General features: G+C 60.0%; 25 protein-coding genes. 21 read left to right on the top strand and 4 right to left on the bottom strand.

Going from position 1 to position 25,828, the window contains the following annotated elements; genetic code table 11:
• Positions 1–78: 78 nt before the first annotated feature.
• Positions 79–1,248, bottom strand: a complete 1,170-nt coding sequence (locus tag C2L64_RS07810; RefSeq protein WP_090838734.1) for a porin — start codon at positions 1,246–1,248, stop codon at positions 79–81.
• 489 nt (positions 1,249–1,737) lie between these two features.
• On the opposite strand from C2L64_RS07810, the gene C2L64_RS07805 reads away from it, so the two are divergent.
• The 12 genes from C2L64_RS07805 (at position 1,738) to C2L64_RS56215 (ending at position 12,619) form a co-directional block, all read left to right on the top strand.
• Entirely contained in the window at positions 1,738–2,700 is a 963-nt protein-coding gene (locus tag C2L64_RS07805; protein ID WP_090838736.1) for a C-terminal binding protein, read from the top strand.
• 31 nt (positions 2,701–2,731) lie between these two features.
• Positions 2,732–3,757 carry a phosphotransferase family protein gene (locus C2L64_RS07800; protein WP_090838738.1) on the top strand — a complete coding sequence of 342 codons (1,026 nt, stop codon included), beginning with the start codon at positions 2,732–2,734 and terminating at the stop codon, positions 3,755–3,757.
• 97 nt (positions 3,758–3,854) lie between these two features.
• The gene (locus tag C2L64_RS07795; RefSeq protein ID WP_090838740.1) at positions 3,855–5,492 is read left to right on the top strand and encodes a methyl-accepting chemotaxis protein; all 1,638 of its coding nucleotides are present in this window, start codon (positions 3,855–3,857) and stop codon (positions 5,490–5,492) included.
• Positions 5,493–5,735: 243 nt separating this feature from the next.
• On the top strand, positions 5,736–6,308 hold the full coding sequence (locus C2L64_RS07790) for a cupin domain-containing protein (protein ID WP_090838742.1): 573 nt from the start codon (positions 5,736–5,738) through the stop codon (positions 6,306–6,308).
• 106 nt (positions 6,309–6,414) lie between these two features.
• Entirely contained in the window at positions 6,415–7,710 is a 1,296-nt protein-coding gene (gene eno / locus C2L64_RS07785; protein WP_007577920.1) for a phosphopyruvate hydratase, read from the top strand.
• A gap of 143 nt (positions 7,711–7,853) precedes the next feature.
• Positions 7,854–8,861: a VOC family protein gene (locus C2L64_RS07780; RefSeq protein WP_086909842.1), complete on the top strand. Its 1,008-nt coding sequence runs from the start codon at positions 7,854–7,856 to the stop codon at positions 8,859–8,861.
• 20 nt (positions 8,862–8,881) lie between these two features.
• Positions 8,882–9,415 carry a carboxymuconolactone decarboxylase family protein gene (locus C2L64_RS07775; RefSeq protein ID WP_007742677.1) on the top strand — a complete coding sequence of 178 codons (534 nt, stop codon included), beginning with the start codon at positions 8,882–8,884 and terminating at the stop codon, positions 9,413–9,415.
• 153 nt (positions 9,416–9,568) lie between these two features.
• Complete coding sequence (locus C2L64_RS07770; RefSeq protein ID WP_007577917.1) at positions 9,569–10,678, top strand: alcohol dehydrogenase catalytic domain-containing protein; 1,110 nt, start codon at positions 9,569–9,571, stop codon at positions 10,676–10,678.
• A 300-nt stretch (positions 10,679–10,978) separates the two neighbouring features.
• Complete coding sequence (locus C2L64_RS07765) at positions 10,979–11,266, top strand: DUF4148 domain-containing protein (RefSeq protein WP_007577916.1); 288 nt, start codon at positions 10,979–10,981, stop codon at positions 11,264–11,266.
• Between the two features lie 71 nt (positions 11,267–11,337).
• Positions 11,338–12,123 carry a fumarylacetoacetate hydrolase family protein gene (locus tag C2L64_RS07760; RefSeq protein ID WP_090838745.1) on the top strand — a complete coding sequence of 262 codons (786 nt, stop codon included), beginning with the start codon at positions 11,338–11,340 and terminating at the stop codon, positions 12,121–12,123.
• A 30-nt stretch (positions 12,124–12,153) separates the two neighbouring features.
• Positions 12,154–12,363, top strand: a complete 210-nt coding sequence (locus C2L64_RS54065) for a hypothetical protein (protein WP_167449572.1) — start codon at positions 12,154–12,156, stop codon at positions 12,361–12,363.
• Positions 12,272–12,619 carry a transposase gene (locus tag C2L64_RS56215; protein WP_407671755.1) on the top strand — a complete coding sequence of 116 codons (348 nt, stop codon included), beginning with the start codon at positions 12,272–12,274 and terminating at the stop codon, positions 12,617–12,619. The genes C2L64_RS54065 and C2L64_RS56215 overlap by 92 nt, the downstream gene beginning before the upstream one ends.
• A 631-nt stretch (positions 12,620–13,250) precedes the next feature.
• On the opposite strand, the gene garD is transcribed toward C2L64_RS56215, so the two are convergent.
• Complete coding sequence (garD, locus tag C2L64_RS07745) at positions 13,251–14,837, bottom strand: galactarate dehydratase (RefSeq protein WP_090838747.1); 1,587 nt, start codon at positions 14,835–14,837, stop codon at positions 13,251–13,253.
• 208 nt (positions 14,838–15,045) lie between these two features.
• Here garD and kdgD point away from each other — a divergent pair, with 208 nt between their 5' ends.
• The 6 genes from kdgD to C2L64_RS07715 all read left to right on the top strand — a co-directional run bounded on the left by kdgD (position 15,046) and on the right by C2L64_RS07715 (position 21,813).
• The gene (gene kdgD, locus C2L64_RS07740; RefSeq protein WP_103153682.1) at positions 15,046–15,963 is read left to right on the top strand and encodes a 5-dehydro-4-deoxyglucarate dehydratase; all 918 of its coding nucleotides are present in this window, start codon (positions 15,046–15,048) and stop codon (positions 15,961–15,963) included.
• A gap of 95 nt (positions 15,964–16,058) precedes the next feature.
• Positions 16,059–17,405 carry an MFS transporter gene (locus C2L64_RS07735; protein ID WP_103153681.1) on the top strand — a complete coding sequence of 449 codons (1,347 nt, stop codon included), beginning with the start codon at positions 16,059–16,061 and terminating at the stop codon, positions 17,403–17,405.
• Between the two features lie 224 nt (positions 17,406–17,629).
• Complete coding sequence (locus C2L64_RS07730) at positions 17,630–18,523, top strand: LysR family transcriptional regulator (RefSeq protein ID WP_079499661.1); 894 nt, start codon at positions 17,630–17,632, stop codon at positions 18,521–18,523.
• 114 nt (positions 18,524–18,637) lie between these two features.
• The gene (locus C2L64_RS07725) at positions 18,638–19,501 is read left to right on the top strand and encodes a glucose 1-dehydrogenase (RefSeq protein WP_244144668.1); all 864 of its coding nucleotides are present in this window, start codon (positions 18,638–18,640) and stop codon (positions 19,499–19,501) included.
• Positions 19,416–20,420 (top strand): aldo/keto reductase, encoded by a 1,005-nt coding sequence (locus tag C2L64_RS07720; protein ID WP_090837837.1) that lies wholly within the window; start codon positions 19,416–19,418, stop codon positions 20,418–20,420. Before C2L64_RS07725 ends, C2L64_RS07720 begins: the two co-directional genes overlap by 86 nt.
• A 139-nt stretch (positions 20,421–20,559) precedes the next feature.
• Positions 20,560–21,813: a multidrug effflux MFS transporter gene (locus C2L64_RS07715; RefSeq protein ID WP_090837839.1), complete on the top strand. Its 1,254-nt coding sequence runs from the start codon at positions 20,560–20,562 to the stop codon at positions 21,811–21,813.
• A 272-nt stretch (positions 21,814–22,085) separates the two neighbouring features.
• On the opposite strand, the gene C2L64_RS07710 is transcribed toward C2L64_RS07715, so the two are convergent.
• A complete protein-coding gene (locus tag C2L64_RS07710) occupies positions 22,086–22,289 on the bottom strand; it encodes a DUF3563 family protein (protein ID WP_007742663.1) in 204 nt (67 codons plus the stop codon).
• 287 nt (positions 22,290–22,576) lie between these two features.
• On the opposite strand from C2L64_RS07710, the gene C2L64_RS07705 reads away from it, so the two are divergent.
• The 3 genes from C2L64_RS07705 to C2L64_RS07695 all read left to right on the top strand — a co-directional run bounded on the left by C2L64_RS07705 (position 22,577) and on the right by C2L64_RS07695 (position 25,169).
• The gene (locus C2L64_RS07705) at positions 22,577–23,983 is read left to right on the top strand and encodes a sugar porter family MFS transporter (protein WP_090837841.1); all 1,407 of its coding nucleotides are present in this window, start codon (positions 22,577–22,579) and stop codon (positions 23,981–23,983) included.
• Between the two features lie 186 nt (positions 23,984–24,169).
• Positions 24,170–24,460 carry a DUF3303 domain-containing protein gene (locus C2L64_RS07700; protein ID WP_086915738.1) on the top strand — a complete coding sequence of 97 codons (291 nt, stop codon included), beginning with the start codon at positions 24,170–24,172 and terminating at the stop codon, positions 24,458–24,460.
• Between the two features lie 61 nt (positions 24,461–24,521).
• Positions 24,522–25,169 (top strand): response regulator, encoded by a 648-nt coding sequence (locus tag C2L64_RS07695; RefSeq protein ID WP_086909834.1) that lies wholly within the window; start codon positions 24,522–24,524, stop codon positions 25,167–25,169.
• Between the two features lie 88 nt (positions 25,170–25,257).
• Here the strand turns inward: C2L64_RS07695 and C2L64_RS07690 are convergent, their stop codons facing one another.
• Entirely contained in the window at positions 25,258–25,713 is a 456-nt protein-coding gene (locus tag C2L64_RS07690; RefSeq protein WP_090837843.1) for a lipoprotein, read from the bottom strand.
• Positions 25,714–25,828: the final 115 nt, after the last annotated feature.

Here is a 25,828-nt window from a genome sequence, read left to right as displayed (position 1 = left end):
TGCGTCAGGTGGTTCTGCTGGGGGGGTGTCCGCGACGGGTAGCCCATTCGAGGAAGCCACCCGCCCGCAGCGCAGCACTCAGAACTTCACGCGCAACCCCGCGCTTGTGAGGAACTGTTTGCTGGTCGACGAAGGGCCGCCGCTGCCACCAATGAACGCGCCACTGAAAATCGTTCCCGCCGCCCCTGTCACATGCTGATATTCAGCCATCAGATAGACATCGGTACGTTTGGACAGTGAGTAGGATGTCATCAGGTTGAACTGGTTCCAGCGCGGCTTCGCGTGCATGGACGCATTCGAATACGATCCATCCGTAAATGTGTACGATGCCGCCACCACCCACGCCGGGGTAAGCAGATAGCGAATGTTCGCTTCGTAGTTGTCGAAGCTCAGGTCGGTGGGCGATCCGGTGGGCGCCGGCGCAAGCGTGCTGCCGCGATACACGGCTGTCGTATCGTCAAAGCGCGAGTGACTCCACACCAGCCCCAACGTCGCCGGACCGATCACATACGCGGCGCCGACACCCCACACCTGCTGGCGTGCCGCGTGAAACGTCGCATCGCCCGAAGTCGATGAACCGTCGAGTGCTCCGGTTGCACCATCTCCCGGGTTGTCGATGCGCATATACGCTGCGCTCAGGGTGAAAGGGCCGTGGTTGTAGGTCGCCCCCGCACTGAACGCGCGATTGTCCGCAAAATCGCCCGCCTTGTTCGAGAACGCGTACAACCCGCCGAACTTCAACCCGTTGATATCGGGGCTCGCGTATTTGACGGCATTGTCGAGTCTGAAGAAGTCGCCGAAGTTATCGTTGTCCATCGGATGCATGAATTCGAGACCGCCAACGAAGCTCTGCGCGAGACTTCTCGGAGCAAGATAGTCCACCCCCGAGTCATATTGACGGCCAAGCGTGACCGCGCCGTAGGTACTCGACATGCCAACCCACGCTTGCCTGCCGAACAGGCGCCCCCCCTGCTGAAGACCTCCGTTGGTTCCCGTAAAGCCGTTTTCGAGTTTGAAGATCGCTTGCAGGCCACCGCCCAGATCCTCGCTACCCGTCACCCCCCACCGGTTGCCAACGATGTTTCCCGACGAAGCAAAGACATTGCTGTGACCCGCGCCGCTTGCCGTGCGCTGATTGCTGACGTACGACACGCCATTGTCGATCAGCCCATAGAGCGTGACGGAACTCTGTGCATGTGCTGCTACACCTATGCAGCCGCAAATTGCGGGTACAAGAAGCCTCTTCATTCGTTTGTCTCCTGCCAGTCGTGATATTTAGGTTGTTTTCCGGGGTGCTACACCTTCAAGGAGCGGCATCGAGCGCCGCACAGCCACGTCACATGATTTCAAACATGGAATTTTTTGGCACGTCGCTGTTTCCTTTCGTCGTTGTCGTACTAATCGTTCGCTGTTGATTGGCTGGAGCTCCCCAGCAGGCAATTCACGTCATGTGCAAATTTTTCCAACTTCAGCGCTAACGTTAGCACTGATGAGCGGAGTCTAGTTGCGGTTTTTTTATGTGTCAATCGGGTTTTCGAGCGCCTTTTCAAAGGGTTTACACGCAAATTCTTCATATGCAAGGCCGCTCTCCCGCACAATTGCCTGCTTGGAATCTTTAACATGTCGTGCTAACGTTATTGCAAACTTCGAGCGGTTTGTTCGTGGGCGCCCCTGTTTTTTGCCGACGCGAACGGCTGCAGTCAGTCGCATGTCCAACCAACATCAGGTTCAATTCCCATGAGCGATACCGTTTTCCTGACCGACTATGCGTGGCCCGACGACAGCGTCGAGCGAGATATCGTCGAATCCGCCGGCATGCAGCTGGTAAGCGGACCGGCCGCTCCGCTGCCCGCGTCTGAAATCGAAGCGATGGTGCGAGAACACCGCCCGTCTGCAATCCTCACCTGCTGGGCACCCGTGTCGGCCAACGCCGTCGAGGCCTCTGCGCGGCTGCAGATCGTTGCAAGGCTTGGCGTGGGGCTGGACAACATCGCTGTGGACGCTGCCACCGCGCGCGGCATTCTCGTCACGAACGTGCCGGACTACTGTGTCGAAGAAGTCTCCGATCACGCCGTCGGATTTGCGCTCGCATGGACACGCGGACTGGTCCTTTTCGATCGGGAGGTCCGCGCTGGGCACTGGTCTCCCGCCGATGCCAGACTGCGTCGGTTAGGCGCACTCACTTGCGGACTCGTCGGTTTCGGTCGCATTGCCCGCGCAACGGCCCGCAAGCTTGGCGCCTTCGGCTGCCAACTGCTCGCTCATGATCCATTTCTGCGCGATGACGTAGCGGGCGTGCAAGCCGTTGAACTCGATGAACTCCTGACGAATAGCGACATCGTGATCGTGCACGCTCCACTCACCAACGGCACCCGGCATCTGATCAACCGCGAGCGAATTGCGCGCATGCGGCGCGGCAGCCTGTTGATCAATGTGAGCCGTGGCGGCATCGTTGATACCGACGCCGTTATCCAAGCGCTACAGAACGGTCAACTGTCAGCGGCAGCGCTGGACGTACTCGAATCCGAGCCAGTCGTACCGGGCGAATTGCTGCGCGAGCGCGGCGCCATGTTGACGCCCCATGTCGCGTTTTCGTCTGACGCATCGTTGCTGGAGCTTCGTAGACGAGCGGCTGAGGAGGTGGTGCGGGTACTACGCGGCGAAGCACCACACAACCCATGCAATCTGTCGCCAGCGTAACCGCTTTCAACCGCCCTACTCCCAACAACTCATGATGATGCAATCGAATAGCCCTGACCCGCAGCTCAATGCGTTTCTCGTCGAGCACGGTCTCGCGCGCAAGGATGAGGCAGCCAGCTGGCACCCTCTCACTGGTGGCGTGTCGTCCGACATATGGCGTGTCGATCTCGCGACGCGCTCACTATGCGTCAAGCGCGCCCTGTCCACACTCAAGGTATCGGCATGCTGGGAAGCACCCGTGTCACGCAACGCCGATGAATGGGCCTGGATGGAGTTTGCTGCACAGCACTGTCCCGACAACGTGCCGACCCCTCTCGCACACGACGCGAAGCTCGGCGTGTTCGCGATGTCGTTTCTTGCGCCGGACGCGCATCCCGTCTGGAAGCAGCAATTGATGGATGGCCAGGTCGAGCCCCAGACAGCCCGCGCTGTCGGACGGCTCGTAGGCCGCCTGCACGCGGTCAGTGCCGACAATGGCGAACTGCGGGAGAGGTTCGACACGCTCGATAACTTTCAGGCACTGCGTCTCGATCCGTATCTGATCGCCGCATCGAAACGTCACCCAGCACTCGAATCGAGGCTCCAGTATCTGGCGCAGCGAACAGCGAGCATAAGAACTGCGCTCGTACACGGCGACGTGAGTCCCAAGAACATTCTTGTCGGTCCCAAAGGACCGGTATTGCTCGATGCCGAATGCGCGTGGTTTGGCGACCCGGCCTTCGACCTCGCATTCTGCCTGAACCATCTGCTGCTCAAATGTCTGGTTCGTCCTGGTCAGCGGGAAGCGCTGATCGCTTCGTTCAAGGCGCTGACGGAAGCCTATTTCGACGAAGCAGACTGGGAACTGCGCGCAACGCTCGAAGCACGAACCGCTGAATTGTTGCCTGCGTTGCTGCTCGCGCGTGTCGACGGCAAGTCGCCGGTGGAATATCTGACCGACGAGGCGCAACGCAATCACGTTCGAGCGGTGGCCACCCGGTTGCTGCTGCAGCCGGCCGGCTATCTGTATCAGGTGGCAGAGGCATTCGAGGAACAGATTCAGTCTCGACCGGCTTGAACCGTAGCAGGAACACCCTCGTACACGCTGACACCGATACACTCGAAAGCGTCATCGAGGACGGCGGCAAACAATAAAGAACAGGAGACAGGCAACGATGCGGCCAGAGCGGAGCGCCACCGACGTTGAATACGTGCTCGATGAATCCGTTGCAATGATTTCAAAAGGCGATCTCGAGGGCAAGATTACCTACGTCAATCGGGATTTTGTCGAGGTCAGCGGATACACCGAGGACGAAGTGCTTGGCGCGCCGCAAAGCATCCTGGCCGATGGGGAAACACCCAGTCAGGTATTCGAGGACTTCCTTCGGACAGTCAAAGGAAACAAGACCTGGACTGGCGTAACCAAAGGCCGCCGGAAGAACGGCGACTACTTCTGGGTTCACATGACGGCAGCCCCGATTTTCAGGGAGCGCGAGATTGTCGGGTTCATCACGATACGATGCAAGGCAACACCCGACACGATCCGCGAAGCCGAGCAGGCATATGCGGCGATGCATGGCGGGCGCAAAGACCTTGAGCTGAATGAAGGGCGGATCGTGAAACGCCCGGTCTTTCGGGTATTTCGGACTATCACACACCTCTCGTTCGCCGCGCGGATGAACGCACTGTCAGCGCTTGCCACCTCGATCTTCGCAGCGAACCTCGCAGCATTCGCTTTCGACAGCGGCCCGCCTCGCGTCTGGCAGTTCGCATCGTGTGCGATCGGCATGGCCCTCTGCCTGATTTCACCTGCCCTGCTGCAGCGCGGAATCACGAATCCGCTGGCGCAACTGAATCGTTATATCAACGACATGGGCGAAGGCAACCTGTCCAATGCGATCGAAACCCATCGCGACGGCGAAATCGCTCAGGTACTACACGCGTTACGCATTCTTCAGATCAACCTCAAGCTTCTCGTGTCGCAGATCCAGGAAACCACGGACCTCGTCAACGACGGTGCCACGACGATCGCCACGGGCAACGCAGATCTGTTTGCGCGCACCGAGGCACAAGCCGCTTCGCTCGAGCAGATTGCCGCATCCATGCGCGAACTGATCGATACGGTAACGGCCAACGCGGAGAACGCGCGGCAGGCGAACGCGCTATCGACGGCTACGTCCGAGATTGCCGGCGACGGCAGGCGGGCCGTCAGCGAGGTCATCGGCACAATGCGATCGATCAAGGACAGTTCCTGCAAGATCGTGGACATCATCGGTGTGATCGATAGCATCGCGTTCCAGACCAATATTCTGGCGCTGAACGCGGCAGTGGAAGCCGCGCGCGCGGGGGAACAGGGGCGCGGATTTGCAGTCGTCGCCAGCGAGGTGCGCAATCTCGCGCGTCGTTCCGCGAACGCCGCCAAGGAAATCGCCACGCTCATCGGCGATTCTGTGGCCAGCGTCGAAACGGGTGGCAAGCTCGTCGACGATGCGAGCGGCACGATCACGGATATCGTCACATCGGTCGAACGCGTCATCGCGTTCATGGGCGATATCTCGATGGCAAGCCAGGAACAGAGCCTAGGAATAGGTCAGGTCAATGATGCAGTGAAGCAAATGGAAGCGATGACCATTCAGAACGCGCGTCTCGCAGAGCATGCCGAAAACGAGTCGCGCCTGATGCGCGCTCAGGCACTCAAGCTCGCAGAGCTTGTTGGGTCATTCCGGCTTTCGACCTCTGCCGGGCATGCGGTTGATGCGGTGAAGGGACGGTGGCGCAACCCGCAAATCGCGGGGCGCGCCCGATCGGCGTGATACAGAACACCCCAACGCCCTGCCGTACCTCCCGGCTTGCTAACGTTTGCCTTTTTAGAGCGGTCGCGAGCTGATCATTTAGGCACGGTACGGATCGATTCGTCGTAAAACTTCCGTAAATCCGCTATTGACAAGGGAGATCGCCGTTTGCCACAATCTATGCGAACGTTAGCAAAGCAGGAGCATAGTGAAGCCTGCAAATGCCGCGCGACTCCGGTTCGACTTTGTGGGGAGACACTGAGAATGGCATCTGATACTTCAATCCCAGGCGAGGTGCCGGTAGCGCTTCGCCGCGTCGTCACCGGTCACGACACGAGCGGTGCCTCGACAGTCGCCCTCGATTCGCCACCTCCGCGCTCCGACGCGTACCGGCATATCCCCGGCATGGTGTCCCGTCTGGTCTGGTCGACGGAACCGGCGCAGGCCATTCCTTTTGATGGCACGGACCCGACCTCGAGTGTCTCGAGCTTCGTCCCCACGGTTTCGGGCACGCGCTTTCTCGTGGTGACATTCCCGCCCGACAGCGTGTTTTTTGCACCCGGCTTCGATGGCCACGCCGCAGTCGCCGAAAACTTCGCGATCAGTCCGGGACTCGCTGAACTCTTCGAAGCGGACGGTATGCATGCCACGCCAACCATCGACTACGGCATCGTGCTCGAAGGTGAAATCTGGCTTGAACTCGACGAGGGGCGTGCGGAACTGCTTCGCAAACATGACGTAGTGGTGCAGAACGGAACCCGCCATGCGTGGCGAAACAGGAGCGACCGCCCCACAACACTGGCCTTCGTGCTGATCGGAGCGCGCAGGAGCGAATGAACACCATACGCATGGGTTACCGGGCCGCAATCCTCGGGCTCGACCATTCCACCATCCCGCGCTGCACTGACAGCTATCACCTGAATAGACGAGGTAGACAATCCATATGACTGATTCAACGATCGCCCAAGTACACGGCCGACGCGTCTGGGACTCGCGCGGCCGGCCGACGGTAGAAGTCGAGGTCACGTTGCACAGCGGCATGAGCGGTCGCGCCATCGCGCCGGCTGGCGCTTCGACCGGCAGCGGAGAGGCACTGGATCTGCGCGACGGCGGCACCGCGTTCGGCGGTCTCGACGTGACTAACGCGCTGTCGAATGTCAACGGCGAGATCGCGAGAGCGCTCGAAGGACGCGATGCACGCGATCAGGCTGCCATCGACGCCAGTCTGGTTGCCCTGGACGGGACGCCCAACCGCAGCCGTCTTGGGGGCAATGCGATCGTCGCGACCTCGATGGCTGTCCTGCATGCTGCCGCTGCAGCCAGCAGGCAGCCGTTATGGCGCTATCTCGCCGGCAACCGCCCCGTGCGTCTGCCGCTGCCGGAGATTCAGATCTTCGGGGGCGGCGCGCACGCGGCGCGCCGTGTCGATGTGCAGGACTTCATGATCATGTGTCCCGCTGCTGGCAGCTTCACCGAAGCGCTGGAGTGGACGGCGGAGGTATACCGGGCAGCCGGTTCATTGATGAAGGATGCGGGCAAGCTTCAGGGCGTGGCGGACGAAGGCGGCTACTGGCCCGCGTTCGATTGCAATGAAGACGCCCTTGACACGCTGATGCGGGCCATCGCCGATACGGGACTGCAACCCGGCAAGCAGGTCGGCATCTCGCTCGATATCGCCGCGTCTGAATTCGGACGTGATGGACACTACACGCTCGCGCTCGATGGCCGGACGCTCGGCACGGATCAGATGATCGACATGCTGGGGCGCTGGCTGGACACTTACCCGATCCTGTCGATTGAAGATCCGCTTGCGGAAGACGACCTGGAAGGCTTCCGGCACTTCTCGCAATCATATGGTTCGCGTTGCCAGATCATCGGCGACGACTTTCTTGTAACCAATGCGGACCGGGTCAAAGCCGCGGCATCGCAAGGTACGTTGAATGCCGTGCTCATCAAGCCCAATCAGGCAGGCACGGTAACGGAAGCCCATGAGGCCCTGCAGGCCGGCAAGACGGCAGGATTCGGCACGATCGTATCTGCACGTTCCGGCGAAACCGAAGACGTCACCATCGCTCATCTGTCCGTCGGCTGGGACGCGGGACAGCTCAAGGTCGGTTCGTTTTCGCGCTCCGAACGGATGGCCAAATGGAACGAAGTATTGCGAATCGAGGAAGCGCTGGGACCGCAAGCTCGCTTCTGCGGATGGTCCGCCCTGCCTTTCACTGACCGCCCACTCTAAATCGTGATCGTGTCGTCGCAAAAAGGATATCGAATGCGTTTCCCCGAGCAAGACCTGACTACATCTGCCTGTCGACGCGGTACGTCTCGCAACATCCGCATCGTCATGCCGGCTAGCTCGCCATCAACAATCGAGAGGTAATCATGCTGCCCGCCGTCAACCATCGGCCGCCCTTCAATATCACGCGCGCCAGCCACATCGTACTGAACGTTTCCGACCTGGCGAAAAGCCGGGCGTTCTATGTCGACATCGTCGGCCTGGTCGTGACGGAAGAAACAGCCGACACGTGCTATCTGCGTGGCCTGTCCGAAGCGTGCCACCACAGCCTGGTTCTGGTGCAGGCCGACAAGGGCGCCCCCGTCTGCAAGCGCATTGGTTTTCGCGTTTTCCTCGAAGAAGACCTCGACCTCGCCCACCAGTTCTTCACGGAAGAAGGCCTTCCCGCCGAATGGGTCGAAGTCGCGCATCAGGGAAGAACGCTGCACGTGTCCGACCCATTCGGCACGAAGATAGAATTGTGCGCGCAAATGGAGACGAGCCCTCGCCTCTATCTCGAACGCAACCTGTTCAAGGGCGCGCACGCACAGCGGATCGATCACTTCCAGATCTTCTCGCCGGACACCTACCAGTCCTGTGTGTTTTACAGCAGACTCGGCTTTCGCAACTCCGAATATCTCGCACACGGAGACCGGCTGCTCGGCGCGTTCATGTATCGCAAAGGGACATGCCTCGATCTGGCTATCGTCGAAAACGACGGACCATGCATGCATCACTTCGCGTACATCGTGCCCGAATCGCACAACATCTTCACCGCGTGTGACCTCGCAGGCATTTATGGCTATTCGCACGAAGTAGAACGCGGGCCGGGCCGCCACGGCCCCGGCGGCATGTTGTTTGTTTATCTGCGCGACCCGGATGGCCATCGCATCGAACTGTGTGACGGCCATTACCAGACCATCGACATCGAGATTGAACCAGTCCGCTGGGATGCCGCTTCGCTCAGTACGAGCGTGCGCTGGGGTCTGCCGGCAGAACACCGCTGGTACTTCGAGGCCTCGCGGTTCGAAGGCTCAGAACTGCTCGAGACAGCCAACAAACCGCGCCCCACTACGCTCGAGACCTACATTCAAAACCGGCTTGCAGAGAGCTGATAACGGAAGGAATAAAGAATATGGCACGCGTCAAATATCTTCAGCGCTCCGACGTCGAAGGCGTCAACGACGCCCTTTTCGACCGGCTCGAACGCGAACGCAAGGTACCCACTGCGAACATCTTCCGGGCGCTCGCGCATGCGCCGGACATTCTCGACCAGTTCCTGTCGTATGCGAACGCGATCCGGGCGTCGTCGATCAGCCCGAAGTTGCGTGAACTCGCGATCCTGACGGTGGGACATTGCACCGGCTCCGAATACGAAATTGCCCATCATCAGTCGCACGGCCTGAAGGCCGGCATCAGCCCCGAGCAACTGAAGGCCATCCCGGACTTCGAAACGTCGGCCCTCTTCAACGAAGAGGAACGTGCAGTCATGGCGGTCGCCAGGGAGTCGACGCTCAAGGTCGCGGTGAGCGACAAAACCTGGAACAGGGTCGTGCCGTTCCTGAACGATCAGCAACGGGTCGAGCTGGCACTGAACATTGCCTGGTACAACTCCGGCGTGCGCATCATGGGCGCGCTCGGGATCGAACTCGAGGAGAGCTATCGCTGATGGATCATCAGTCCAGATCGGGGACAGCGATCCGGATTGACTTCGACAAACAGGCTGGGCGGATACCACCTGGCCGCTGGCAAATGCAATGCGTAGTACTTCCGTCGGTACATGGCGGGTAACGCGGAAGTTATCACCCAGAAAGAGGAATGTATGGAACGAACGATGGTTGCAGCACGGCTGCATGCTCTCCACACCCCGATGACGCTCGATACGATCCCGGTGCCGAAGCCGAGACCGACTGATGTTCTTGTACGGGTCAAGGCGTGCGGCATCGTGCCGAATATGGCGAACGTGATCAACAACTGGCCGACCTGGTTTCCGCATCAGCCGCTGCCGAAATTTCCCGCCATCTTCGGCCTTGATCCCGCAGGGGTCGTAGAAGAAGTCGGCGAAGCAGTCCTCAACGTCAAGCCGGGTGACCGCGTCTATGTGAGCCCATTGCGTTCGTGCGGGTCGTGCAAGGCATGTCGCGCCGGCCGACGCAGTGAATGCCGCTACTACACGCTGAACGGTTACTTCAGTACGAGTCGCGACGGCCAACGCATCTTTGATCTTTACCCGTATGGCGGCTTCAGTGAGTACATGACAGCCCCCGAGTACGCTATCGTCAATCTCCCCGATAACATGACCTTTGAACAGGCCGGCCGATTCGGGTACATGGGCACGTCTTACGGCGCACTGAAAAACGCCGCTGCCGGTCCGGGCCAGGTTGCCCTGATTGACGGAATCACTGGGACGCTCGGCGTGGCTGCAACGGTGCTCGGGCTCGCCATGGGCCTGTCGCGCATTCTCGGCACGGGGCGCGACGAGGCGCTGCTCAAACGCGTCAAGGCGCTTGCACCAGACCGCATCGAAGTGATGCAACTCGGCGAGGGCTCGACGGGCGAGTGGGCGAAGTCGCTGACGGGCGGTGAAGGCGCCGACTTTGTGATCAGCGCTCTCGGTGCAAAGGCACCTGCCGCGACGATGCTGGATTCAATGAAGGGCGTTCGACGCGGTGGCAAGGTAGTCAACGTGGGAGGCGTGGCTGAAGACCTGCCGATCGACGTGAAGTGGCTCATGGATGAACAGGTGCAGATCATCGGTTCAAACTGGTTCACGACTGCGCAGGGGCAGGAAATGGCCGACATGGTAAGTACCGGGGCCATCGACCTGTCGTATCTCGAACATCGCAAGTTCCCGCTTGAACGTGTCAACGAAGCCATCTCCGGGTTGAAGGACCGCGACGGAGGATTTAGCAACTATGTCGTGCTTCCCTGACTAGCATTGCTGTGCGACCGGGAAGGCAACTGCATCGCAGATGCTTTCCGGTCCATGCAGGATTGCCTCACGGCCAGCTCTTTCGCTGGCCGTGATGAGCCACGCCCAACGACGCGTTGATCGCCAATCGCAGTTGCTCTCGCTCTATTTGATTAGCATGTCAAATCATATTTTAATTCACGATTTATTTGTCAATTAGCGTATTCCCTAGAGCATCTCGGCGACATATAATCGACTCGATGGTTGCAGTGCAACAATCAATCCAGTTGAACTAATCAATGTCAAGTCGAGGGTCTCTCCATGAAGATGCTTGTCAAAACCGTGTTTATCGTCGCCGCCATAACGCTTCCCGTCGTCTCGAATGCACAACAGACTACGCCCGTAACACGTGCACAGGTGGAATCGGAACTGGCACAACTGGAGAAAGCGGGCTATTCCATCGAAGGGAGTGACCTGGACTATCCGGGCACGCTCAAGGCGGCCGAAGCGAGGCTCGCAGCGCAACAGGATGAGAACGCGAGGCGTCGCGGGCTACAGACAGACTACGGCAGCAACTCGGGCGGCTCGTCAAACTCAGGCGCGCGGTGAGTATTGTGATTGACGCATCAGTTGCGCAGTGCTAACGTTAGCAAATCATCGCTTTTCATCTCGTAGATTCCATGAAGATCATCCGATATTCGATTGACGAAAATTGGCACTACGGCATCCTCCGGAGTGGTGGCGATATCGAAAGGCTCAAGAGATCGCCACTTGAAGGACTTCAGGTTGCTGGCTACATCGACAGCCTTGACTCAGTTCGCGTGTTGAGTCCGTTTTACCGGCCTCGAGTCTTCGGTCTTGGATACAACTACCGCGCGCACTCACAAGAGGTTGGCAAGAAAACGCCAACGCTCCCCGTGCTGTTCATGAAACCCAGCACCACGGTGATAGGCCACGAAGAAAGCATCGTGTATCCGTCCGACGGAGAGAACATTCATTTCGAAGGGGAACTCACGGTGATCATCGGCAAGGAAGCACGCAATGTTTCCGAAAGCGATGCGCTCGATTATGTATTCGGCTACACGTGCGGGAACGACGTAAGCGACCGGATATTGCAGCGCCGTGAGAGCGAGTTCGGCTGCCTCCTCGTCGGCAAAGGCTACGACACGTTCGCGCCCATTGGACCCGTGGTCGAGACGGAACTTGATCCGTCGAACCTGCATCTGATCACGCGCGTCAACGGCGAAGTGCGCCAGAACGGGAACACGGCCGACCTCGTGTATGGCGTGCCCGCGCTGATTGCCTACCTTAGCAAGTATATGACGCTGCTTCCGGGCGATCACATCATGACGGGTACGCCGGCGGGAGTCGGACCGATCAAGCCTGGCGATACCATAGAGGTCGAGATCGAAGGTATAGGAGTGCTGCGCAACAAGGTGATCACACAAGTCGGCGCAATGCCCTGAGCATTTTCTACCAGAGTAAGCACAACCGCGATGCAGCTCAATCTGGTCCCGATTACGAAAGCAATTCTTGGGGAATTTTTTCTGGCGATGTCTTTGCCAATAGTTGCCGTGAGCGACCGTTCTGAAACATTGCAGCTGGACGCGGGGCATGCGCAGACGAAGGAAAACCCATCTCCTTTGCGTGACTCTGCCCCGCTGGCGAATCCGGTTAAGATCAACGAGAACCGACATCGCTTTTGAACCGCTATCGGATGAAGACTGGAACCGTTTGGTTCATTTGTTTCCGATAAATAACGCTCGCCGATATGGTCGATACCCCCGGAATCCCCGTGATGTCCTGAACGCGATTTTGTGGGTTCTTACCCAGAACGAACGCTGGCATCACCTTCCTGCAGGGATGCCTCCTGCTCAAACGTGTTACATAAAGTATTTGCAGTGGCGTCGGCTAGGTATCGTCGCGAGGATTGCGGAAACGCTAGAAATCCACCTTGAATAACCCTCCCGAAAGCGTCTCTCAGGGGCCGATCTGGCGTGCTGATTGAGGTTTTGGGTAGTTTGGCTTACACCAGGTTATGGTAGATGCCAAAGTGGGCAAGACGTGGGGCGATGGCGCCGCACTGGCGGCAAGCCATTTCTGTCATCAGTGTGCCGGCAGATCGGCGTGCGGCCACCTGATTTTTGGGCGATAAATCGGGCAACCCCAACCGTGGACGGGCAGCAGGCGCTGGCAACGATTCGTGGAATTCTCCTTAATGTGACGCATATCGCCTTGAATCGTGGTTATCGGTAAATCCGTATTAACGGTGTTCATCACGAAGGCTTGAGGTCGACGACCCTTGCGAAACATTCAGACGGTAGCGTCTTTCAGCCGTGACACGCTGCGCTCGCGCACGGAGATCCAGAGCACGAGTGCGCCAAGCGCCGCTAGCGCGCTCGCCAGCACAGTTCAGCATGCCAGCGAAAAAGAGCAATACGGCAACTACGATAACGGGACGTCATGCGCCCTCCTGTTTATCGATCGATCGCAATGACGCACACGCTTAGTTTTTGGGGCCATCCGTGTAGTGCTTCGAGCGGACCGCCGATACGTTGCCGGCGCATCCATCTCGTTAGCGTCGCGTCTGCGATCAGGTAACCGGCGCGGGATTGAAAAGAACCAGTGCGTTGTGCAGTTTGAGCGCTTCGGCGCAGGTCTTTTTCCGTCCGCTTGCAACCTCGAGCATCAGGTGGAACAGTTCCCAGCCCACGTCTTCGATCGTTGTATCGCCGGTTGCGATCGTGCCAGCGTTAATGTCCATCAGGTCGAACCAGCGGCGTGCGAGGTCCGAGCGCGTGGCCACCTTGATCACCGGCACTTCCGCGAGGCTATACGGCGTGCCGCGGCCCGTGGTGAAGACGTGCAGATTGATGCCGGCAGCGACCTGCAGCGTGCCGCAAATGAAATCGCTCGCAGGCGTTGCCGCGTAGATCAAGCCTTTTTGCGTGGCTTTCTCGCCGGGCGAGAGCACGCCGGAAATCGCCGAATTACCCGACTTGATGATCGAGCCCATGGCCTTTTCAACGATATTCGACAAGCCGCCTTTTTTGTTGCCGGGCGTCGTGTTCGCGCTGCGATCCGCGCCGCCGCGCTTGAGGTAACTGTCGTACCACTGCATTTCTCGGATGATGGCTGCCGCGACATCGGCATTGGCCGCGCGAGCCGTGAGTTGCCCGACGCCATCGCGTACTTCCGTCACTTCAGAGAACATCACGGTAGCGCCCGCGCGAACCAGCAGGTCCGTTGCGAAACCAACGGCAGGGTTGGCTGTGAGTCCCGAAAACGCGTCGCTGCCGCCGCACTGGACGCCGAGCACGAGATCGGATGCCGGACAGGTCTCCCGACGTCGATTGTCGAGCCGCTTCAGGTGCCCTTCGGCCATCTTCATGATCGAATCGATCATCGACTGGAAGCCGATGTGCGATTCGTCCTGCAAGGTGACCACGTCGCCGTTGCCCGACTCTGTCGAAAGATCACCGATATCCGCGACCTCTTCCGTCACGGTCGAAATCGGAATCGTGCCGGGCGGCATGAGGCGCTCGGGCTGCAGCTTCTCGCAACCGAGGCTCACCATCATGACTTCACCGCCGAAGTTCGGATTCAGGCTGATGTTGCGCACTGTGCGGATGGGCACCATCGCGTCGGGTGCATCGATCGCGACGCCACATCCGTACGTGTGCCCGAGACTCACGACATCGTCCACGTTCGGGTAGTTCGGCAACAACTCGGCCTTGATGCGGGTCACCGCGTGCTGGACCACATCCGCGACGCATTGCACCGTCGTCGTGATCGCGAGGATGTTGCGCGTACCGACCGAACCATCAGCATTGCGATAGCCCTCGAACGTGTAGCCCTCTAGCGGTTGCATGTCGGGGGCCTTGATCGTCGCAATGGGCAGATCGTCCAGAGCGGGCGGTGTCGGCATCCGGATGACGTGCTCGTTCACCCAACTGCCCTTCGGGATCGCCTTGAGCGCATACCCGATGACCACGTTGTAGCGCACGACGGCGTCGCCTTCAGCCAGATCCTGAAGCGCGACCTTGTGTCCCTGCGGAACACGCTCGCACAAAGTCAGGCCGCCGGGAAAAACGGCGCCACTGTCCAGACCGCCGTCATTGACAACGATCGCGACGTTGTCATCGGGGTGCACGCGAATGTAAAGCGGAGACTGTTTCATTGCCTTCAACTCGAACGGCTTGACGTCAATATTTCGTCAAACAACTTTAGGTGTCATCGTACAACAAAAGTCAAATATGTGGCTACGTGTAAACCCTCAAAATATCCTGAAACCGTTGATTTTGTTTGATTCAACCGGCTCACAGTTGTACGATCACTCCGCCGATCCAGACAAACATGTCTAACAACATACTCTGACAGACAAGATCATGACGACACCCCGAGAGCTCAAGCAGATTGTTTCCGAAGGCCTGCTTTCCTTCCCCGTCACCGACTTCGACGCGAACGGCGAGTTCCGCGCCGACACCTACGCGCAGCGCCTCGAATGGCTGGCGCCCTACGGCGCATCGGCATTGTTCGTCGCGGGCGGCACGGGCGAATTCTTCTCGCTCACGCATAGCGAGTACTCGAACGTCGTGCATACGGCGACGGAAGTCTGCAAAGGCAAGGTGCCGATTCTCGCCGGCGCTGGCGGACCCACCCGCACCGCCATTGCCTTCGCGCAGGAGGCACAGCGCAAAGGTGCGAACGGCATCCTGCTGATGCCGCACTACCTCACTGAAGCGTCTCAGGAAGGCATTGCCCAGCACGCTGAACAGGTGTGCAAGTCGGTTCCGGACATGGGCGTGATCATTTATAACCGCGCCAATTCCAGGCTGAACGCCGATACGCTGGAGCAACTCGCGGACAAGTGCCCGAACCTGATCGGCTTCAAGGATGGCGTGGGCGACATCGAAAGCATGGTTTCGATCCGACGCCGCCTCGGTGACCGCTTCTCCTATCTCGGCGGCCTGCCGACGGCGGAAGTCTACGCGGCAGCCTACAAGGCCTTGGGCGTGCCCGTGTACTCGTCGGCTGTTTTCAACTTCATTCCGAAAACGGCCATGCAGTTCTATCGCGCGATCGCCGCTAACGATCACGCCACCACTGACCGGCTACTCGACGAATTCTTCCTGCCGTATCTGGCCATCCGCAACCGTCGTGCGGGTTACGCGGTGAGCATCGTGAAGGCGGGGGCCAAACTCGTTGGCCGCGATGCGGGTCCCGTGCGCGCGCCGCTTACGGACCTGACTGAAGAAGAGCACGCGCAGCTCGACGCATTGATCCGCAAGCTCGGCGCGCAATAAGCGCTCGCGGAGGAGACACGCGGGGCAACACTCGACGGTTACCGCATGAGCCGGCAGCCAGGGCGCCTCGCGCACTGCAATCAAGAGGAGACATCATGGCGATAAGCCGTACTGCGAACCCGGCGGACGTCGCGGCACCCACGCGCGTTCGCTACGTAATCCTGCTGCTGATCTTTGCGATCACCACCTTCAATTACGCAGACCGGGCGACGCTGTCAGTCACCGGCTCGGCGATGCGCGCCGAGTTCGGCTTCGACGCCATCCGGATGGGCTACATCTTTTCGGCGTTCAGTTGGGCCTATGTGCTCTCGCAAGTGCCGGCCGGATGGTTGCTCGATCGCTTCGGCGCGCGTCGCGTGTATGCGGCGAGTATCTTCCTGTGGTCGCTCTTCACATTGCTGCAGAGTACGATCGGCGTCCTCGGCAGTGGCGCGGCGGCCGTTACGGCACTGTTCGTCTTACGCTTCGTGATGGGCGCGGCCGAAGCACCTGCCTTTCCTGCCAATGCGAAGGTTGTTGCCAGCTGGTTTCCGACGAAGGAACGTGGCACGGCATCGGCGATTTTTAACTCCGCGCAATATTTTGCGGCCGTCATCTTCACCCCATTGATGGCGTGGCTCACCCATGCATTTGGCTGGCATCACGTGTATATCGTGATGGGTGTCGCGGGATTCCTGCTGGCGCTGACCTGGCTGAAGGTGATGAAGAACCCCGCCAATCATCCTGGCGTCAACAAGTCCGAACTCGAACATATCGAGCAGGGAGGCGGTCTGATTCACGGGCACCAGACAGCGGCAGATTCACGTGGTGGCCATGCACGCTGGTCTGTCATGCGGCAATTGCTGACCAACCGGATGTTGCTCGGCGTCTATCTCGCGCAGTTCTGCATCAACGTGCTCACCTACTTCTTCCTCACCTGGTTCCCGATCTACCTCGTGCAGGCGCGCGGCATGACCATTCTGCAAGCGGGCCTCGTCGCGTCGCTGCCTGCAATCTGTGGCTTTCTCGGCGGTGTGCTCGGTGGCGTTCTGTCAGACACGATGATTCGCAACGGTCATTCACTGACCGTCGCCCGGAAGGTTCCGATTGTCGGCGGCATGCTGCTGTCGGTCTGCATCATTGGATGCAACTACGTCGACACGGATTGGCTGGTGGTCGCGTTGATGTCGCTGGCGTTCTTTGGCAAAGGCCTGGGCGCATTGGGATGGGCAGTCGTTGCAGATACGTCGCCGAAGGAGGCCATCGGTCTTTCGGGCTCCATCTTCAACATGTTCGGCAACATGGCGGGGATCGTCACGCCTATTGTGATTGGCTATCTGGTTGCCCAGTCGGGATCGTTCAACGGCGCCCTCGCGTTTGTGGGTGTCAACGCGCTGATAACCATCTTCAGTTATCTCGTGATTGTCAGGGATATCAAGCGCGTCGAATTGAGCCCGTCGTAGGCGCACAGATTCAGCACGTTATTGAACCTCGCATAGCGTTAGACAATAAGCCCGCGTGGCAGCGGGCTTTTCAAGAGATTCGACTGTGCTCCCTGCGCTCACACCGGATTCAACGCCGGTCGCCGGTCGACGTTCGAGCCAACACGAACCTTACAAAGATATCCAGGCATACCTCCTCTGACTAGACGATAAAATCGGCATACACCTATGAAACGGGCTCATCAATGCCACGCGAAAATTTCAACGACCTGCTTGCGTTCATCGCCGTCGCACGCGAGCGCAGCTTCACGCGCGCCGCCGCGCAACTGGGCGTATCGCAATCAGCGTTGAGCCACACGATCCGGGCGCTCGAAACGCGACTCGGTCTTCGGCTCCTGACCCGAACGACGCGCAGCGTCGCCCCGACCGAGGCCGGCGAGCGGCTGCTCGAGACCGTCGCGCCTCGTTTCGAGGAAATCGAGGCCGAACTGGCCGCCGTCACCGAACTTCGCGACATGCCGACAGGCACGATCCGCATCACTGCAACCGACTACGCGACCAAGACCATCCTCTGGCCAAGACTGTCCAAAGTGCTTCGCCGCTATCCTGAGATCAAGGTCGAAATCATCACGGACTACGGTCTCTCCGATATCGTCGCGGATCGCTATGACATCGGCGTTCGCAACGGCGATCAGGTCGCGAAGGACATGATCGCCGTCCGTGTCGGCCCCGACATGCGCATGGCGGTCGTCGGCACGCCCGCTTACCTGCAAAAGCACGCGGCCCCCAGGACACCGCAAGACCTGATCGCTCACAATTGCATCAATCTGCGTCTACCTACACATGGCGGCTTCTACGCATGGGAGCTAAGGAAAGGAAAGCGGGAGGTTCAGGTGCGCGTGGAAGGGCAGCTTGCCTTCAATGGCACCTATCAAATGCTCGACGCGGCCTTGTCGGGTTATGGACTCGCCTACATTCCGGCAGACATCGCTCAGCCGCATATCACGGCGGGCCGCCTTGTCTGGGTGCTCGAAGACTGGTCGCCGACATTCGCCGGCCTCCATGCGTATTACGCAAGCCGCCGCCAGTCCTCGCGTGCGATGAACATAGTGATCGACGCGCTCCGCTACAGCCCCTGAGCAAGGTCGCTTGATTCATGAATGAGAGGCATAAGAGCTTGCGGTTTTAAGGTCTTTATCGATAGACCGTCAATTCCTATCATTTCACCTGGTCAGCATTCAGGTGAGACGGACATGGTCGGAATGTTTCAAGGCAAGGTCGCGCTGGTGACAGGCGCGGGTTCAGGATTGGGACTTGCCGCAGCACAGGCGTTCGCCGCCGAAGGCGCTTCCGTCGTACTCGCGGATATCGACGAAGGCGCGGTTAAAGCAGCAGCAGCCCGGCTTGTCGCTTCGGGCCACCAGGCCCTCGCCGTGCAATGCAACGTTGCCGACGAGACGCAAGTCAAAGCGATGGTCGATCTGACTGTCGCTACCTACGGACATCTCGATGCGGCGTACAACAACGCAGGCATCAACAGCCCTGTCGCCGAAACGGCCGACGCCAGCGGCGACGAGTTCGAACGCGTGAACGGCGTGAACCTGCGCGGCGTCTGGAACTGCATGAAATACGAACTGCTGCAGATGCGCGAACAGGGAAGCGGCGCGATCGTCAACTGCTCGTCGCTCGGCGGGCTCGTGGGCATTGCGGGCCGTGGCGTGTATCACGCGTCGAAGCATGGCGTCATCGGACTCACGAAAAGCGCCGCGCTCGAGTACGCAGCGAGAGGCATCCGCATCAACGCCGTGTGCCCCGGCATCATCGAAACACCGATGGTCGCGGACATGCTTGAGCGCGAGCCCGAAGCGATGAAAGAACTCATGAAGGAGCAACCCATCGGCCGGCTCGGACGGTCCGATGAGATCGCCTCGGCAGTGCTCTGGTTATGCAGCCCAGGCGCGAGTTTCGTGATCGGTCACGCGCTCGCCGTCGATGGCGGCTACACGCCCGTTAAATCAAAAGGAGCACGGCATGGAATACGGATATCTGGGCCGCAGCGCCCTCAAGGTTTCGCCCTTGTGCCTGGGCGCGATGATGTTCGGCGGCGAAACCGATGAAGCGACTTCGAAACGCATCATCGACAAGGCGTTCGATCAGGGCATCAATTTCATCGATACGGCTGACGTCTATCACGCCGGCCGCTCGGAAGAAATCGTCGGCCGTGCGATCGCCGAGCGTCGCGATAGCTGGGTAGTCGCGACGAAGTTCGGTTATCCGACCACACAAGGTCCGAACGAACAGGGACAGTCGCGCAAGTGGATCATGCAGTCGGTCGAGGCGAGCCTCGAGCGCCTGAGCACCGACTACATCGACGTTCTGTACTTTCACCGCGCGTTGCTCGATGCACCGCTCGAAGAAGGCGTGCGTGCGATTGGCGATCTGATCCGTCAGGGCAAGGTGCGCTACTTCGGCGTGTCGAACTTCCGTGGCTGGCGCATCGCCGAGATCGTGCGGCTCGCGGATCAGCTCGGCATCGACCGGCCGGTTGCGAGCCAACCGCTTTACAACATGGTGGACCGTACTGCCGAGGTTGAACAGTTGCCGGCGGCGGCGCACTACGGCGTGGGCATCGTTTCGTATAGCCCACTCGCCCGTGGTGTGCTGACCGGCAAGTATGCGGTGGATGCTCCCCCGCACTCAGACACGCGGGCGGGCCGCGGCGACAAGCGCATCCAGCAGACGGAATGGCGGCCGGAGTCGCTGGCGATTGCGCAAAAGGTAGCGGCGCACGCCGCCGGGCGCGGCACGACGTCGATCGCGTTCGCGCTGGCGTGGGTGCTCAAGAATCGGCTCGTCAGTGCAGCGATTGCGGGTCCGCGTACCGAAGCGCATTGGGACAGCTATATCGAGGCGCTGAAAGTGCAGCTCGGACCCGACGACGAAAAGTTCGTCGATAGCCTGGTGCCGCCTGGACACGCATCGACGCCGGGCTACACCGATCCGGGTTACCCGGTCGAAGGTCGCCGGGCGCTCTAGGTGCGGAGCCCGTCAGCAGCGATTGCCGAGGTATTCGATTACGCCCGGAGCATCGCGCCGCTTACTTACGGACGCGACTGGCACGTCACGCTTCTCATGTAGCACATACTATTGCCGGATATCGCCACCGCCTCCGATCATGCCAACAGACCATCAATCGACCGCCGCTGCCGCGAAGCATGATGCGCAACATCATCGCGTGCGGACGCTGCTGATCCTCAGTACGCTGATGGCCTTCGCGTCGATCTCGACGGACCTGTACCTTCCCGCGTTGCCGGCCATGGCCGATGCGCTCCACTCCGACCCCGGCACGCTGCAACTCACGATCTCGGGTTATCTCATTGGCTTCAGCCTGGGCCAGCTGTTGTGGGGACCTGTCAGCGATCGTCACGGCCGCCGGTTACCCGTCGCGATCGGCCTTGTTCTTTTTATCTTCGGCTCCGCTGGCTGCGCGATATCGGGGGACGCACACACCCTCATCGGCTGGCGCGTGCTGCAAGCAGTCGGCGCGTGCGCCAGCGTGGTCATTTCCCGCGCAATGGTGCGCGATCTGTACAGCGGTGTACGCGCCGCTCAAATGATGTCGACCCTGATGACCGTCATGGCCGTTGTGCCGTTGATAGGACCGAGCGTCGGCGGCTTGATTCTCCACGTTGCGTCATGGCGGGCGATCTTCTGGGTACTCGTCGCCGTCGGTATCGCGACGCTCGCAGGGCTTTACTGCCTCCCTGAGACCTTGCCCGGCGAGCGTCGCATTCGCGGCCCACTCGGGAACTCAGTTGCCGGTTATGCCAGCCTGTTGCGCAATCGAAGCGTGCTCGGATACTCCGTAAGCGCAGGATTTTTTTACGGCGGCATCTTTGCTTATGTTGCGGGTACGCCGTTCGCCTACATCACCTACCATCACGTGTCACCGCAGCACTACGGCGTGCTGTTCGCTGCGGGAATCGTCGGCATCATGATCACCAACCAGATCAACGCCCGGCTCGTCGCACGTTTCGGCAGCGATCGCCTGATGCGTTTTGGCGCAATCGTAGCCGGGCTCGCGGGTGCTCTCCTCGCGTTTGATGCGGGATCGGGATGGGGCGGCCTGATCGGCCTCGTGCTACCGCTCTTCCTTTTCGTCTCGACCAACGGGTTCATCAACGCCAATGCAATCGCGGGTGCGCTTGGCGCTTGCCCCGCGCGCGCAGGCGCCGTCTCGGCACTGATCGGCTCGATACAGTATGGCGCCGGTATCGCGGGGTCGGCGTTGATCGGTTTCCTCGCGGACGGCACGCCCCGCCCGATGGCGTACGTCATTGCGTTGATGGGCATCGGCTGCTGGCTCGCGACGCGCCTTCTCGTGCCGCGAGAAAACGTGAAGCAAACATGTGCGAATACCGTCGCTTGACGCGCAGCGGATTGGGCGTAGCGATTGATTCGCGATGACGTCCCTACGCTGCCCGCTCAAACGCCACACCACATCGCTGGAGCGCGCGTCGAACTTCGCTAACGAGGCGCGGCCGTGAGGACGATTCGACCTGCCTCTCAGCCGCATTAGCCGCGATACTTCAACGACTCAATGAGCTGCCATCGTCGACGTGCAGTCGCAGTTGGCCAAGCGCATGCAACCGCACGCACCGAATGATTCCCGCAAGCACGGAAATGCGCTATTTCCAGCCCTCAATGCTTCGAACCAAACGAATTCTGATCGCGAGATACCGCTCCGCAAAACGGCATGCGGTACGCGTGGTCTTCCTCATCGACCTGCCGCATGCGGCGTTCGAGATCAGCCAGATCGCTCGACGACGCGAGATAGTCGCTGTGCGAAGAAACGTCGTGGCCGGGAACCATTTTTCCGAGGAAGTGGGAAAGACGTGCAAACATGATGTGCTCCTTGTCGTGTAAAAGGCGGCGTTCGCCGTATTGCGTCACCACCCGACACAGCGCACATGACATGGGGTGGGTGAACCCGCTTCACATGCACCGCTGATGTGAAGCAGATTAAGTCCCGTGAATTAGCTTCGAATGAGCATTGCGAAGGACGGAAAGGATTCAGCGCCCTCATCCAGCGCTAATTCTCATACTCGATCATGGACACAGATGGGCGATTGATGCGAAAGCGCCCGACCGTGACCGTGACTGGTATGAGAAGCACCCTGGAGACACATCAAATGAGCACTCTCGCTGACAGCATCGCCCCCACCCATTCGAGATCCAAACGCTATGGCCTCTTCGTCTGCCTCATGGCAGCGCTCGCCGGCCTGCTGTTCGGTCTCGACATCGGCGTGATTTCAGGCGCCCTGCCCTTTATCGCGAAGCATTTCGTTCTGAACGACCGTTCGCAGGAATGGATCGTCAGTTCGATGATGGTCGGCGCGGCGATCGGCGCGCTGGGTGCGGGCTGGCTGTCGTGGCGCCTCGGCCGCCGCTACGCGCTTGCGCTGGCGGCAATACTGTTCATCGTGGGCTCGCTATGGTCGGGGTTCGCGGGCAGCCCGACCGATCTGATCGGAGCGCGCTTGCTGCTGGGCCTTGCGGTCGGCATGGCGTCCTTCACGGCGCCGCTATACCTTTCGGAGGTGGCGCCTCGACAGGTGCGCGGGGCCATGATCTCCACCTATCAACTGATGATTACAGTCGGGATTCTGGCGGCCTTCCTGTCGAACATCGGGCTTTCTTACGTGGCCGACTGGCGCTGGATGCTGGGCGTTATCGCGATCCCCGCCGCGTTCTTCCTGGCCGGCGTTCTCGCCCTCCCCGACAGTCCGCGCTGGCTGCTTCAGCGCAACCGGGCAGCGGAAGCTCGCGCCGTCCTTGAGCGCCTCCACGGCAATCCGGCTGACGTTCAAGCCGAACTCGAACAGGTCACCGAGGACAACACGCGACCCCAGCGGGGATGGAACCTGCTGCGGAAGAACCCGAACTTTCGTCGTTCCGTGCTGCTCGGCATCGTGCTGCAGGTCTTCCAGCAGCTCACCGGCATCAACGTCGTGATGTACTACGCGCCGCGCATTTTCGAACTGGCCGGTTTCGGCACTCATGAGCAGCAATTGTGGGCTACCGTCATCGTCGGCCTTGTCAACGTCGTGGCAACGTTTGGCGCGATCGCCTTCGTCGATCGTTGGGGCCGCAAGCCGATTCTCTATGCGGGATGCGCGGTCATGGCATTCGGAATGTGCTCTCTCGGGTTTCTGTTGCATGCCGGTGTGGCGGGTCTCACGGCACAGATTCTGGCCGTCGCGGCGCTGCTGCTTTTCATCGCAGGCTTCGCCATGTCCGCTGGTCCTCTCGTGTGGATTCTCTGCTCGGAGATTCAACCCCAGCAGGGACGGGACTTCGGCATCGCTGTCTCAACCCTGGTCAACTGGGTGGCCAACATGGCCGTCGCGGCCACGTTTCTCAGCTTGTTGTCCACGGTTGGCGAAGCGAACACCTTCGTGCTGTATGCCGTCCTCAACGTGATCTTCGCGATCGTGGTGTTCTTTTATGTGCCCGAGACTCGCGGTGTCTCGCTCGAGAAGCTGGGTAACGACCTGATGGCCGGCAAGCGTCTGCGTGATCTGGGCAAGGGGAACTGACGAGCGGTTCGAAGCGGCCGCCGGGCACTCACCATTGGCGTGCGTGGTCATCGTCCGGCGGTCAGATCCTGGTGAGGTAGCGTCTGAACTGGCATCCCGTCGATCTGCGCCGCGCGAAGTACTAAAGTAAAGGAAACAACGCGCGCGCCGCGCCACATGACGCGGACACCGACCAGGAGCGACGCCATGAAATTCATCGTGCATTGGGTCAGAAATCCGGGTGTGACACTGTTCGAATCAGACCAACGAAGAAAGGAAGTCGCGGCGCAACGTCCCGCCGGGTTGAAGGTACTTTACGCATGGTATGCGGTTGGTGAACCCGAAGGCGTCGGAATCGTGGAAGCCGATGACGCGCGCGATATCGCGGTGCAGATCGCCAGATATGGCAATCTCGTCCGATTTACCGTGACCCCGGCACTGTCCCGCGAAGAGTGGGAGGCAACGCTCGCAACCGTGCCCGACGACGCCCCGCTATGACATTGCCAGGCCCGGCGGCAGTGCAACACTCCGATCGCATTGCAATCCGATGAGGCGCACCATGATCCGCATCCTCCTCGCCGACGATCACGCGCTGATACGCGAAGCCCTTCGCCAGATCCTGAACAGCTGTTCGAGCTTCGAAGTTGTCGGCGAAGCGGCCAATGCCGCCGGCACGATCGAGCTGGTGCGTTCGACGCAAGCGCAGATCCTGATACTCGACCTGTCGATGCCGGACCGCAATGGCATCGAGGTGATCCGCGTTATCAAGGACATCGAACCCACGCTGCGCATTCTCGTGCTGACGATGCACGGCGAGCACCAGTACGCGGTCCGCGCGTTCAAGGCCGGCGCATCCGGCTACCTCACCAAGGAAAGCGCGAGCGGCGAACTCGTGAGCGCATTGACCAAGATCGCGCACGGCGGCGTATACATGAGTCTCGCGATGGCCGAGCGGTTTGCACTCAATCTTCATGAGCCACCCGATACGCTGCCGCATCAGTGTTTGAGCGACCGCGAACTCGACGTATTCCGGCGCATCACGGCGGGCGAAACGATCGGTGAGATTGCAGCCCAGCTATGCGTGAGCACGAAGACCGTCAGCACCTACAAGGCGCGTATCCTGGAGAAGATGCGCATGCCGCACGCCGCGGCGCTGGTGCGCTATGCGATGCGCCACAAACTTTTCGGCGACAGCGAAGAACTGTGAGTGCGACGCGTGCGCTGTCCGCTTACCTGCCCTGCCGAGCTCGACGACATGCCGCAGCTGCCTGCGCGCGCCGCCGGATCAGCGCGACTTACTGCCCCGACAGCTGCTTCCTGATAAACGCGACATACCCATTCTGCGTTTTCAGGATCTTGGTTGCGCAGTCGTCATAGTCCGAGCCCTTCGCGTTGTCCGGACCATACATCCCGCGACACTGCGCAAACAGCGTGAGCGTCGCACCACCCGGTCTCGCGACGCGCGTCGCCGAGAACGACACCTTGCCCGAACTGTAGGGCACATCGGTTTCGATCGCCACGGCGTCCGCGCGCGTGACGGATGTATCGGAATGCTGCTCGACGTAGCGCTTCGTCGCCACCCACGCGGTGTCGCACTGCGCGCCGTCGCAATTGACGGCCGCATTGCGCTGCGCAGCGGCAAGGCTGGTTTCGTTGTGCGAGTACTCCTGGGCCTGGCGCGCCTCCTTTTCGGCAGACGAGCATCCTGCGAGCACGAGCGCGGCGAGCGCAACGACATGGATTTTTTTCACGAGCGGGGCTTCCTTTGCGACGGTCGAGCGCGATTATAGCTGCGTGCCCTGAGCAATCGCAGATCCGTTCGGCTGCCCACCCAACATGCAAGAACGCGCGCCCCACTCTACACGG

This window comes from Paraburkholderia hospita, assembly GCF_002902965.1.
Taxonomy (GTDB): domain Bacteria; phylum Pseudomonadota; class Gammaproteobacteria; order Burkholderiales; family Burkholderiaceae; genus Paraburkholderia; species Paraburkholderia hospita.
This window is presented reverse-complemented; position numbering and strand designations above follow the sequence as displayed.